The organism is Phormidium sp. FACHB-592 (genome assembly GCF_014695795.1).
In the GTDB taxonomy this organism is placed as follows: Bacteria; Cyanobacteriota; Cyanobacteriia; order Leptolyngbyales; family Leptolyngbyaceae; genus Stenomitos.
Genome location: NZ_JACJOZ010000101.1, coordinates 20,971 through 33,893, shown reverse-complemented (window position 1 = coordinate 33,893; position 12,923 = coordinate 20,971). Strand labels below are relative to the sequence as shown.

Genomic DNA, 12,923 nt, shown 5'->3' with positions numbered 1-12,923 from the left:
CCTGAAAATCATGAAGGCATGGTTTATGTGGTCATGATTCGGTTGATGCTGAGGCGGTTAACAAACAACCGACGAACGAGGAACTTGAAACCTGCTTAACCAGCATTTACAAACACTTTCTTAGTGTATCCATGCCAGAGACTATTGCCCCTACAGATTGTCAGGTTACGGGTTAGTTAATTTACGGTTCTAAAAACGCTTTTAGAGGTGGAGAGATTGAAAGCTCCTGCACAGAAACAAAGCTCTCAAGCCCTCTACCTACAAAGCATAAGGGCTACTTATTTAGAAGTTAGCTACTTAGACTAAATGCGCTTTGATTAATTCACTACGTTCGCGGAAAACTACCTCAGAATTGAATCGCTTTCCATTCTTACCCGCTTGCTTAATCAGACGTGCAAGACGATGACGATCGCTCGATAAAGTGGCAAGGAGGTTGCCCAGACGCTCCCATTGACCGATCAGCACAAACTCACCACCACCAATGTCTTTGACTAGATCTTCAGCATAGTCACTTTGGTAGCCAATAATGGGAGTGCCACTGATAAGTGCTTCGATTAAGCAGCGTGGCGACTCTGGCGTGATGTGTGTAAACAGCATCAAATGGGCTTCGCGGATTTTCTTGAGCAGCTTATCGCGATCGCTCTCAAAGCCAACCAACTCAATGACTGACCCCAGGTCGCGTTCAGCGATCAGGCGTTGCATCTCCTCCATTAGGCTTCCTGCACCGATCCAGGTTGCTTTGAGGTCAACGCCCAAACGGTGCGCCCTTTCAACTGCTTTAATCCAGTCAAGGGGAGCTTTCATTGGTTCCATCCGACCCGCGTAGCAAAGGCGGATCGTTTGCTCGCTGGTAACGCGGCTTACTTTTGCAGCAAGTTCTGCTGGCGCAATGACATCTGATGCATCTGTATGAATGTCATGAATTAAAAAGCTGTTGTCACAGAGCGGGCTATACGCGGTGTAACAGTCTGCCCCATGCCATAACCCCAGTGCTGCTCGGCGAATAATCCAAGCATTATACTTTTCCATGAAAAATGACAAGACTACTGCTTTCGACCGTTTCGGCAAGCTTGCATCTTTGGTCACTTGCAGCAGATGCTTGTGCTCAACCCAGTCAGTATGGATCGCGTACGCTCGTTTTTGCTGATGTGCCGCGATCGCTGCGACTGCTGCCCAATCACCCACCAAGCCACCAATGCAAAACTGCAAATAGCGGCTGCGCTGAACCAATCGACCTAGCAAAGCCTGGGTTGAACGGTAGTGAGACAGAAAACTCGGAATTGAATACGCCCAAGGTAAGGGCACAAATTCAAAACGCTCAGGACCCGCTAAGGTTGCAGTATCACGCCAGACAGTCGTTTGTTGCTGTGCTGCTAGATGTTCTGGCATGAGTAAACCTGCAACAGTGACAAAGTCAAAACTATCTGCCCACTGCTCCAAGCCATTGCACGCTTGCGCTTCAAACAACAATTGACCATTCACTGATCGGAATGGCACTGGAAGTACCAGTAACATCCCTTTTCTTGAGTCTTCAGGTAAATTTCTTGAGTCTTTAAGTAAAGCACTCGAAGCTTCAGCTAAAGCAGTGGAGCGAACAGAATCCAATTGATGTGTAGCAAGATTAGCCATAGTATGCCAGTCTTTAAGGCCTAGTAAGTGGTAAGTAATTACACAAACTTTCTCCTGAAAGCATATCGGATTTATTTAGGTATGTATACTTTCAGCATCGAGACTTCATATAACCTTTGCTTGAAGCCTATAGTGCTAAAAAGCAGGATTAGATATGGTTTGAGCTTTCGGCTTAGACATCACAGCGCTTAAAACGCTACAAAATACATAGACAAGCTTTATGAATCCTGTTTCTATTAGTCAGAGGAGATACGTAGTTTTACTTGCTTGGAAAGAGAGCCTAAAGTTTTACTCTCAGCCGAAAGTGTCACCCGCGCCATACCTAAAAGCATGCTCATCCTAATTCCACCCAGGTAAATGGTTTGCATCGATCGTCGTGTTGACCTGATGCTTTTTGCTCTTTACCTATTGCAGATTCAAGCGACGTGAAACTTTCAGGCAACGCCTACCTTGTAGTCCCAGATCCTGCCCATTCGTTAGGTTGTCGGCGCGAATACGGGTTAAATCAAGTATCAGCAAGGTGAGATTCTTGTCTTAGATAAGCTTGAATAAAAGGGTCAAGTTCGCCGTTCATAACGTCTGTGATTGCCGTAGTCTCGAAGCCTGTACGCAAGTCTTTCACCATTTGGTAGGGGTGAAAAACATAGTTGCGAATTTGGTTGCCCCAGGCAGCTTCAACTATGTCGCCACGAATATCAGCAATTTCTTTTGCTTTTTGTTCCTGCGCAATGATGAGTAGTTTAGCTTTCAGGATTACTAAAGCTTTTTCTTTATTCTGAAGCTGCGATCGCTCCTGGGTACAGCGAACTGCAATCCCCGTCGGAATATGCAAAATTCGGACGGCAGTTTCTACCTTGTTTACATTCTGCCCGCCTTTGCCACCAGCACGGGTAGTAGTGATTTCTAGATCTTTATCAGGAATATCAAGCTGCACAGAGTTATCAATCAGCGGCATGATTTCGACCCCAGCAAAGCTGGTCTGGCGCTTATCATTTGCGTTAAACGGTGAAATTCGCACTAGGCGATGAGTGCCCTTCTCCGATCGCAGGTAGCCGTAGGCGTAGCGTCCATCAATTTCGAGCGTGACAGACTTGATGCCCGCTTCATCACCATCTGATCGCTCCACCTCATGCACCTTATAGCGATGGTCTTCTGCCCACCGAAAATACATTCGCAGCAGCATTTCAGCCCAGTCTTGAGCATCAGTACCCCCTGCGCCTGCATTGATTGTTAGGACTGCACCCTTCTGATCATAAGGTCCAGACAATAGCTGCTGGAGTTCCCACTGATCAAGCTCTTGGCTAAGTTGAGTGACGTTGGAGTGGGCTTCCTGCAGCAAGGACTCATCGTCCTCTAGCTCCAACAGCTCTAGCACAGCTCTGGCATCATCCAGGTTGGTTTGCCACTGATCCAACTGCTCAAGGTGCGCTTTGAGGTCGTTTAACTCTTGCAGTGTTCGCTGCGCTGTCGTCTGATCGTTCCAGAAGTCTGGCTGGGCAGCAACTTGTTCTAAATCTTGAATTTTAGCGTTGAGTGCGGGTACGTCAAAGATAGTCCTGAGTTTTACCCAGGCGCTCAGCTAACAATTCGACTTCCCGTTTAATTTCGAGGGTTTCTATCACGATCGCCAACCTTGGAACACAAACCTTAAAGACTAGACTACCAGTGTAAGGCGTAGTCACTCCTGCAAGACGCGATCGCAAAGCCTGCAATTTTCTTTGCAGCCAGAACGATCGCATCTCTTAACCACGAAACATAAAGAATCGGCACCCAATATGTTATCTACCGACCGCCGTCCTTAAGCGCAATCAGCAGCCGCAAAATAAACACAAACAGGTTGATGTAGGTCAAGTACATCGACAGGGCAGCAGGCAGATACTGATCATCTCGGTAACTACGAGGAAGAATGTAGAAGTCTACAACAGCGGCTCCTGCAAACAAAAGTACACCAAGACCGGAGATAGCAATCTCTAAGAACGGAGGGGTGTAAATGCCAAAGAGGCTTAGCCCAAACTGTAACAAGACGACAACAAACAAGGCAATAATACCGAGGCGTACAGTTTTAGTAAGCGCCATACCGTCTGTATCGCTCAAATTAGAGCCAATTTGCCGACCTGCAATAAAAGCTATGCCACAGCCCAACGCTGCAATGCCAATGCCTCTAAGCCCGACCCCTTGAGTACGCAGGGCGATCGCAACCAAACCACTCAGCGTATACCCTGACAGTAAGCTGTAAGTAGCCAACAGTGGTAGTGCAACGCTGTTATTGCCTTTTTCAGCAACGCTAGACGCTACGAAAAAGAGAATCAATTCCAGCACCACTGCGCCAATTACAGTCGGAAAGAAGATTGCTGGATTGTTCTCCAAAACCTTTAAGCCACCAAAGGCACCAACCGCCGTTAAAATCAGCCCGCCACCCAGCCAGGGCAGCGCATTGGCAATGACGTTAGGACCAACAAGCGCATGACCTTTAGCCTCACGCACGGCTTGCCGAAAGTTACTCGTATTGCTCACGGGACATCCTCTCGTTTGTGAAACAGTAATGGATTGTGATATTTCCATTTTCGCCTGCTTTCTCGCAACCGACCCAGGCAATGCAAAGAATTTACGGGTTCCTAGACGGTTCAGCAAACTGCCTCAGCACAAAGGTCTAGCTAGAGCGTGTACGTGTTTATGCCGAAGCACGAAGAGAGACCACTTCATTACTACCGTGGATCGACGATGGTTTACTCCTTCTGAGTAGAGAACAATAAGTTCAACTCTGAAGTGAAAGGCGACCTGCAAGATGATGGCAACTCAAACCTCAATTCGTTCTCGCGGTATGGAATTGCTGATGTCCTACTATCAGCAACCCTCTGTTAAAGTGCGTAACCAACTGGTGCAGCTCAATGCAGGCTTAGTGCGAAAGATTGCTCACCGTGTCAGCCATCAGTGCGCTGAACCTTATGAAGATCTTGAACAGATTGGCTACCTGGGTTTGATTCGTGCGATTGAACGGTTTAATCCTCATCAAGGCTGTGCCTTTAGCTCCTTTGCAGTGCCCTACATTCGCGGTGAGATGCTGCATTTTCTGCGCGATCGCAGCGGTACAGTTAAGATTCCCCGTCGCTGGCAACAACTCAACAAAGAAGGACAACGAGTGCGCGAAGCTATGATGGAAGCCACTGGTCGCCAACCCACCGACAACGAAATCGCCGAGGCACTGGGTGTCACTGTCAACGAATGGCGTGAAAGCAAGCTCGCTACCAAAAATCGCTTGCCACTCAGCCTAGATGCCACCATCTGCCAACAAATTGATTCACCAATGACGTTAGGTGACACGTTGCCAGATGCTCACTACCAAAACTTGCAAAATCTGGAAGAAGACCGTCAGCAGCTTCAGCGAGCATTGAACGAGTTAGAAGATAAGACGCGGCAGGCGATTGAGTTTGTGTTCATCAAAGACCTCTCCCGTAAAGAAGTCGCTGAGCAAATCGGTGTCAGCCCTATGACCGTCACTCGTCGCATCCATCGCGGTATCCAGCAAATGGTTACACTCCTTCAACCCCAGGTTCTACAGACTGACCCGTAAGCGTTGAACGTTTCCATTGTCCGGTTACGCTTTCACTAAGTACCTAGTATCCTGTGCTGGATTGGCTAACGCTGATCCAGCTTTTTTAGTGCAAGGCTTAAGGATGAAGTCTAAGGGCTAAAAGTGTGCTCAGTCAGCAGTCGCTGGGTGGTCAAAATTAACTCAAAACGTTCCAGCAAAACGGCACAAAGCGTTACTCAAAACTTTCTATCCTTGATCCCTCATCCCCTCGTTCCCAAAAGCATACCGACCAGCAGCACAAAGCCGATCGCAACATTCTGCCTGAACAACTGAGCGTATGTGCGGTGAGGAATTGTTTTTTGACAAAGACGGTAGTACTGCCATGCCCAGAGAAGGGCAGCGATCACTAGTGTGAACCAAAACGCTAGACCTAGTGACATGACAATGCCCAGTTGCATGAGGCAAAGAACCGTCCCTGCATAAAAGATGCCAACGGCATGGGACACATAAGCGCCAAAGAAAAGGGCACCTGATTGTATGCCAATGCGTCGATCGTCGTCGCGATCGGACATGGCGTAGACAATATCGAAACCAAGTGTCCATAGCACCGTAGCGCCCCATAGCAGCCAGGTAGCCATACCGAGACAGGGTGTTGGTGCAGCGGTGGCGTTGCAACTCACCGCACTCCAGCTAATCAGTACTGCAAAGCCCCAGGCCATCGCCAACACCAACTGCGGTACTGGAAAGATCCGTTTTGCCAGGGGGTAGACAACAATAATTGGTACGGCTGCTACGCACAGCCAAAACGTAAGTGGATTGAGATAGAGCGATAGCCCCCACGCGCAACCAAAGGCGATCAGTGCCACCACTAGACCCACTTTAACTGATAGGGAACGAGCTGCCAGAGGGCGATTGCGAGTGCGCTGCACTTTTGGGTCAATATCTCGATCCCATAGATCGTTCACAACACAACCAGCAGCACTGGTTGCAAGAGTACCCAAAACAATGACCCCTACCAGCTGTAGCGGTGGTAGACCCCGCGTGGCAAGGACGATCGCCCAGAGCGCGGGGAGCATCAGAATCAAGCGTCCTTCTGGTTTATCCCAGCGCAGCAGCCGAAAAATTGTGAGCCAGATTGGTTCGGGGCGTTCAGGTGAAAGGGACATGGGTGTGAGGGATGAAGGAGGAGGGAGAAAAAAGCTAAAGGCTCTACGCTAAAGAGTCAGCTTTCAGGAAGCAGTAAGACAGTCATTACTGAATAATTTTAAGCAGCATTGGATGACTGAAGACTGCCTTTTGCCTTTCACCTTTTGCCTTCTATATCTCACCCCTCACCTCGCTTCTGCTGAACCTGCCGGAGGTGTTGATTCGTTTTTTGCCAAATTGCCCAGGCGCTAAAGCGGAGTGAGACTTTTGTGCCGTCTGAGTAAGTTTGGAGATCGTATTTTTGCGTCAGTCTAGTAGCGTCTGCTTGAGAAACTGGCACAAGCTGGTTGTAAAGGTCATCGTAGAGCCACTGGTTGTTGGCTGCTTTGAATGCTAAATAAGCTTTCCAAAGCTTAAGAACAGTCTGGTAATCCTCGATCGCTCCTGCCAGCGAAGCGTAAACGGGATGGCTTTTGGCATCTGGCTGAGTCGCAAATTTGGCAAACGACTGCTGTAATGCCTGGACGAGATGGCTGTAGTCCTCGTAGCTAATGCCAATTTTTTGCAGTGCTGGATTAGGCTGTTTAATGTTGTCAGGTACATTACCGAGTTTGTCTGCAATCTCAGCAAACTGTTTAAGTGTTGAAATGGCATGGGTTTCGGTGGTAATGCGCTGGTTGATGAGGCTGTAGTTGTGGCGATAGATGTTCAGCTTTGCCTGGCTTTGTTGAGCAGCCGAGGTCGTCGGTGGAATTGGTTCCAGCAGTGCGATCGCGTCTTGCCATTTGCGGCTGGCGCGTTGCCATACCTTAAGCGAGTGGGGTGGCTTTTGAACGGTGACGGCAGCCTGCCAGGCTAAAGTCTGGGCGGCTTTGAGTCGCTCGGCAGCAGCAGTTTCTGCGGTTAAACGAGCGCTAATAGCTGTGTAATTAACCTGATAGACCGCAAGTTTTGCTTTTGCCTGTACCGCAACAGGATCATCGTTAGGAATCGTTTTTAGCAGGTTAATGGCTTGTCGCCACTTGACCCGTGCGGCTTGCCAGGTAACAGCAGAATGTGGTGGCTGTTGCACCATCACGGCTGCATCCCAGGCAAGTTTGCGGGCAGCATTAAAGGTATTAAGTGTTGAAGTCGGTGATGCTGTTGATCGCGGAGTTGAACTGGCTGTTAGTGCTTGGCTAGGACGCTCAACAAAGCCACGATTTGCCGTATTACAGCCTGCTAGCAGCAAAAGGCTGGAGGAAACGGTGATGGTTAAACGCAAAGAGTGCATCAATTTCGCTCGCGGGTAACTACAGGCTAGACAAGCAATGCACCGTGCAAATGCAAATCATGCGTCTTACCAACTCAACTCCATACTGCCTCAGCCAATGCTATGCTGCCGCAGTTAAAGCAAGGATAAGAGGATTGCATCAGGGGGGCTACAATGGTTGGATCGATCCAACAGTGACTGCTCCTCGCTGAATCAAATGTTTGCTGTTATATCGAGTAATATCCTAATCCACAAACTCATTTCTTCATGACTGTCCGTCAAAAGCTCTACGAAGGCAAAGCTAAAATCCTCTATGCTACTGATGATCCGCAGGTGCTGCTGACCTACTTCAAGGATGATGCCACAGCATTTAATGCTCAGAAGCGCGGCAGTATTGAAGGCAAAGGTGCTTTTAATTGTGCGATCGCTAGCCATTTGTTTCAGCAGCTTGAAGCGAACGGTATTGCGACTCACTTTATTGATCAGCCCAGCGCTAATGAAATGCGAGTGCGGGCGGTGCAAATTTTGCCTGTAGAAGTGGTGGTTAGGAACATTGCAGCGGGCAGCCTATGTCAGCAGACAGGACTGAGCTTGGGGCTGGTGCTGCAACAACCGCTAGTGGAGTTTTACTACAAAAACGATGCCCTTGGCGACCCCTTGCTAACACGCGATCGCCTGCTGCTACTGGCATTAGCTACCCCAGAACAAGTCGATCAGCTACGGACAATGGCGCTCCAAATCAACGACTTTTTGAAATCTTTCTTCTTGCAGTGCGGTATTACCCTGGTCGACTTCAAACTCGAGTTTGGGCTAGACCATCACCAAAAAATTATTTTGGCAGACGAAATTAGCCCTGATACCTGCCGCCTGTGGAATCAAGGTGAGGCTGACCCGACGCAGCGAGTGATGGATAAAGACCGCTTTCGGCATGATTTAGGCGATGTAGCGCTAGCGTATCGGCAAGTGATGGAGCGTGTCTTGCAGCAAACGCTGTAGTCGGTGTTACGGCAGTGGTGATCGTGCAGCAATCGCTGACCCTAGTGACAGTTTTTACCTCATTTTCGGAACTCATTACAGCGACCTGAGTCTTGATGCCAATCAATGCGGTAAAATTTCACAGTTTGCCAGTGCTTTAAATTTCATCAGGCTTAAGCCCATCCAGTTTAAGTTCGCCTGGATCTGATTTCGTTATGTTAGTGCTGTTTCGTGGGTCCTGCTTTAGACAGGGCATGGTGTGTGGACGTGTCAACTAATCTGAACAATATGCGTTTATCTCCAGTGCTGGTGGCGTTTCTTGCTGCTACAGCAACGTTGGGTTTGTCTGATGCGGCAAGGGGGCAGACTGCAAACTTGACTCCTGTACAAGCAAAAGCGGCTTCCGCCATCCCAGTAGGCAGTACTTCGATAGCGAAAACGACGAGTAAGACGACAGCAGTGCCTGTTGTGGCGGTGCATCAGGCAGATCTATTACGTGGGCTTGCGGCTCCGGCAGCAATCAAACCAGCGACAGCCGGTCAGCGATCGCCAGCTACCTCACCCGCGATCGCACAGCAAGGTCCGGGGCAAGAGACGCCCGATCGCATTCAAATTACCCCAGATGGTACGCTTCCTTCGACACCGACAACCGTTCCACCATCAATTCCAGAACCAGCCCCATCTCCCTCTACGCCTGCTCCAGAAGCAACTCCTACAGCTCCAGAGACAACTCCTACGGCTCCACAGACAACTCCTACAGCTCCAGAGGAAGCACCCGGCACTCCGGCAGCACCAACTGCTCCAGCAACGCCGACCCCAGATCCTTCCACAGCAGCTCCAGAGGAAGAGCCACGAGTACTGGTTGGTGAGGTGGTTGTAGAAGGCGCTGAAGGAGCCATCCAAGAGGAAGTCTATCGAGTTATTCGTACTCAGCCAGGGCGCACAACCACTCGAACGCTGCTGCAAGAAGACATTAACGCGATCTTTGGCACAGGCTACTTCTCTAACGTGCGTGCAGTACCCACGGATACACCGTTAGGTGTACGGGTCACGTTTGAAGTGCAGCTTAACCCTGTCTTGCAAAGGGTGCAGCTAGACGGCAGTACACTTTTGCCAGAGCCGGTAATTGCGGATGCGTTTGGCAGTCAGTACGGCAAAGTCTTGAATTTGGTAGAGCTGCAAGAAGGCATCAAAAAGGTTAACAAGTGGTATCAGGATAACGGCTACGTGCTGGCTCAGGTAGTTGACTCACCACAAGTTTCCCCTGAGGGTGTTGTGACACTTCAGGTAGCTGAAGGGGTCGTTGAGAACATTCAGGTACGCTTTACCAATAAGGATGGTGAGGATCAGGATGACAAGGGCAACCCTATCCGAGGACGCACCCGCGACTTTATTGTCACCCGCGAGTTTCAGCTCAAGCCAGGACAAATTTTTAACCGCACAATTGTTGAGCGTGATCTGCAACGGGTGTTTGGCTTAGGCATTTTTGATGACGTGAAGCTATCGCTCTCTCCTGGGCAAGACCCCCGTAAGGTCGTTGTGGTCGCAAATGTAGTCGAGAAAAACTCAGGCTCGATCGCGGCGGGTGCTGGGATCAGCTCTGCTAGCGGACTCTTTGGTACGGTTAGCTACCAGCAACAGAATTTGGGTGGCAACAACCAAAAACTGGGCGCTGAGGTGCAGATCGGGCAGCGGGAATTGCTGTTTGACCTGAACTTTACCGACCCCTGGATTGCAGGCGATCCGTTTCGTACCTCTTACACGGTCAACCTCTTCCGGCGACAAACGATCTCGCTCATCTTTGATGGCGGTGAACCCGATATCAATTTGCCGGATGGTGACACACCCAGAGTCGTGCGGACAGGGGGAGGCATTAGCTTCTCGCGTCCGCTGAATGGCAACCCTTATGTGCGATCGGAGTGGGCTGCTTCTCTCGGCTTACAGTATCAGCGCGTTCGCATTAATGACCGTGACGGCGACCTCAGTCCCTTTGATGAACTGGGCAATAGTCTAAGCTTTAGCGGGACAGGCAAAGACGATCTTTTTACCGTGCAGTTTGGGGTAGTGCGCGATCGACGTAACGATCTACTGCGCCCTACAGCAGGATCGCTACTACGTATCGGTACAGAGCAGTCGATTCCGATCGGCACCGGAAACATTTTCTTTAATCGTCTACGTGGTAGCTACAGCTTCTACGTACCAACACGCATCCTTCGGCTTACTAAGGGATGTCAAGATCTCAAATCTAGACCGGCTGATTGCCCGCAAGCCTTTGCTTTTAACATTCAAGGGGGCACTGTGCTAGGCGATTTGCCACCCTATGAAGCGTTCGCATTGGGCGGCAGTAATTCTGTCCGTGGGTTTGATGAAGGCGATTTGGGGAGCGCAAAGACCTTTCTTCAAGCAACAGTCGAATACCGCTTCCCCGTCTTCTCAGTGATCTCTGGTGCGCTATTTGTTGATGCCGCGACAGATTTTGGCTCTGGGGATGATGTGATCGGCAATCCAGCAGGAGTACGGGGTAAACCGGGTCAGGGTGTTGGTTACGGTCTTGGTCTTAGAATTCAGTCGCCACTAGGTCCCATTCGGATTGACTATGGTCTCAACGACAGCGGCGATTCGCAGTTTCACTTTGGCATCGGAGAACGTTTCTGATGGAGCTAGACGTTAAGCCTCAAGCCGCAACGGGGGGTATCATGCACGCCAGAGATGGTGCCCCATTGCCTCTTAGCAACGGTTCTCAGACCACAGGGGATGCGCTGCAACAAACTCTGCGAAGCGAATTTACTCGATCGGGCGTAGGGCTACATACAGGGCTATCAGTACAGGTACGAGTGCTGCCTGCCCCAACTGGGCGAGGGCGCTACTTTGCGCGGGTAGACAAACCGCATGCTCCAGAAGTGTCGGCACAGATAGCAACCGTGCGACAGACCATGCTCTCAACCGATCTGGCACATGGAGAGGCGGATGTGCGGACAGTAGAACACCTGCTAGCAGCTCTGACAGCAATGGGCATAGACAATGCCCGTATCGAAATCGATGGACCAGAGGTGCCACTGTTGGATGGATCAGCTAAAGAGTGGGCAGACGCAATCGCACAGGTTGGTGTGGTCGCTCAGACAGAACCTCGTCATAGCTGGATACTACAAGAGCCGCTCTGTGTGCAAGATGGTGATGCCTTTGTAATTGCACGTCCGTCTAGTGAACTGCGGTTTACCTACGGCATTGCCTTTGACCTGCCTGCGATCGGCAACCAGTGGCACAGTTGGTCTCCTACTGCTGAGGCACATACAGATGCGTCAATGGCTGTCGCCGCAACGTTTGCAACGGAAATCGCACCTGCCCGCACCTTTGGGTTAGCACACCAAATTGAGGCACTCCGTGATCGCGGACTCATTAAAGGCGGTAGCCTGGAGAATGCACTTGTTTGTGGTGCAGAGGGCTGGCTGAATCCACCCTTGCGCTTTCTAAATGAGCCAGTGCGCCATAAGCTCTTAGACTTAATAGGAGATCTGAGCCTACTGGGAACTATTCCCGTTGCTCATTTTCTGGCATACAAGGCTAGTCATCAGCTCCATACTCAACTTGCGCGATCGCTCCACTCACTGGTTAAAGTCTAGTACCGCTAGTCTGCCAAAACTCCTAGCCAGGCTACTAGCAGCGCCTCATTTTTCTAACCCTCCCGCACCTCTATCGAAGCTCTAAACTCATGTCGATCTTCACTGATGTCAATACTCCGGGCAGTGCTTCTAGCCATGTCAGCACTCAAACTCAAGCTGAAACTGATCGCCTGGAGTCTGAGACTTCTCACCTCAACACAGACGTGCATATCCCAGTTGAAGAAATCCAGAAGCTTCTGCCTCATCGGTATCCGTTTTCTCTAGTCGATCGCATCATTCGGTATGTACCTGGAAAACTTGCCGTTGGTATCAAAAACGTTACTTTCAACGAACCACACTTTCAAGGGCATTTCCCCGGTAGACCCATCATGCCGGGTGTACTGATTGTAGAAGCCATGGCACAAGTTGGCGGCATCGTCCTAACGCAGATGGCAGATGTCCAGGGAGGGCTTTTTATGTTTGCAGGCATTGATAAAGTACGGTTTCGTCAGCCCGTCGTACCAGGTGATCAGCTTGTGATGACTGTGGAACTTTTGTCAGTCAAGCGTCGTCGTTTTGGAGCGATGCAAGGACGGGCTGAAGTAGACGGGCGACTGGTGGCTGAGGGCGAACTCAAATTTGCTCTCGTCGACTAAAAGCGTTTTGGGTTTGGCGGGTCAATGCCTCTACAATTTGTCTGATGCGCTCAAGCAGCTTTCATACTTGTTGTCTTGGCGATTGCACAGACAGCAGTTTTCAAAACATAGCGTACAAACGCTCTTACCTCATT

At 50.0% G+C, this 12,923-nt stretch carries 11 protein-coding genes; 5 read left to right on the top strand and 6 right to left on the bottom strand.

Annotation, left to right across the window (positions count from 1 at the left end; translation table 11 throughout):
- Positions 1-297: 297 nt before the first annotated feature.
- The 4 genes from H6F86_RS26745 to H6F86_RS26730 form a co-directional block, all read right to left on the bottom strand.
- Positions 298-1,497: a glycosyltransferase gene (locus tag H6F86_RS26745; protein WP_347241172.1), complete on the bottom strand. Its 1,200-nt coding sequence runs from the start codon at positions 1,495-1,497 to the stop codon at positions 298-300.
- Between the two features lie 637 nt (positions 1,498-2,134).
- Positions 2,135-3,248 (bottom strand): peptide chain release factor 2 gene (gene prfB, locus H6F86_RS26740; protein WP_190453031.1). Its coding sequence is split into 2 segments (ribosomal slippage): positions 2,135-3,175 and positions 3,177-3,248, totalling 1,113 coding nucleotides; the frame shifts between segments, so codons are not numbered across the junction.
- Positions 3,174-3,368 (bottom strand): hypothetical protein, encoded by a 195-nt coding sequence (locus H6F86_RS32560; protein WP_190453033.1) that lies wholly within the window; start codon positions 3,366-3,368, stop codon positions 3,174-3,176. Before H6F86_RS32560 ends, prfB begins: the two co-directional genes overlap by 75 nt.
- Positions 3,369-3,411: 43 nt before the next feature.
- A complete protein-coding gene (locus H6F86_RS26730) occupies positions 3,412-4,143 on the bottom strand; it encodes a Bax inhibitor-1 family protein (protein WP_190453014.1) in 732 nt (243 codons plus the stop codon).
- A gap of 271 nt (positions 4,144-4,414) precedes the next feature.
- On the opposite strand from H6F86_RS26730, the gene H6F86_RS26725 reads away from it, so the two are divergent.
- Positions 4,415-5,200 (top strand): RNA polymerase sigma factor SigF, encoded by a 786-nt coding sequence (locus H6F86_RS26725; protein ID WP_242036603.1) that lies wholly within the window; start codon positions 4,415-4,417, stop codon positions 5,198-5,200.
- Between the two features lie 221 nt (positions 5,201-5,421).
- On the opposite strand, the gene H6F86_RS26720 is transcribed toward H6F86_RS26725, so the two are convergent.
- Positions 5,422-6,327: a 4-hydroxybenzoate solanesyltransferase gene (locus H6F86_RS26720; protein ID WP_190453012.1), complete on the bottom strand. Its 906-nt coding sequence runs from the start codon at positions 6,325-6,327 to the stop codon at positions 5,422-5,424.
- 158 nt (positions 6,328-6,485) lie between these two features.
- The gene (locus H6F86_RS26715; RefSeq protein WP_190453010.1) at positions 6,486-7,580 is read right to left on the bottom strand and encodes a hypothetical protein; all 1,095 of its coding nucleotides are present in this window, start codon (positions 7,578-7,580) and stop codon (positions 6,486-6,488) included.
- Positions 7,581-7,826: 246 nt separating this feature from the next.
- On the opposite strand from H6F86_RS26715, the gene purC reads away from it, so the two are divergent.
- The 4 genes from purC (at position 7,827) to fabZ (ending at position 12,789) form a co-directional block, all read left to right on the top strand.
- Complete coding sequence (gene purC, locus H6F86_RS26710; protein ID WP_190453009.1) at positions 7,827-8,555, top strand: phosphoribosylaminoimidazolesuccinocarboxamide synthase; 729 nt, start codon at positions 7,827-7,829, stop codon at positions 8,553-8,555.
- 267 nt (positions 8,556-8,822) lie between these two features.
- Positions 8,823-11,189 (top strand): BamA/TamA family outer membrane protein, encoded by a 2,367-nt coding sequence (locus H6F86_RS26705; RefSeq protein ID WP_190453007.1) that lies wholly within the window; start codon positions 8,823-8,825, stop codon positions 11,187-11,189.
- Complete coding sequence (gene lpxC / locus H6F86_RS26700) at positions 11,189-12,154, top strand: UDP-3-O-acyl-N-acetylglucosamine deacetylase (protein ID WP_242033715.1); 966 nt, start codon at positions 11,189-11,191, stop codon at positions 12,152-12,154. Before H6F86_RS26705 ends, lpxC begins: the two co-directional genes overlap by 1 nt.
- Positions 12,155-12,243: 89 nt before the next feature.
- Complete coding sequence (gene fabZ / locus H6F86_RS26695; RefSeq protein WP_190453005.1) at positions 12,244-12,789, top strand: 3-hydroxyacyl-ACP dehydratase FabZ; 546 nt, start codon at positions 12,244-12,246, stop codon at positions 12,787-12,789.
- The last annotated feature ends 134 nt before the right edge of the window (positions 12,790-12,923 follow it).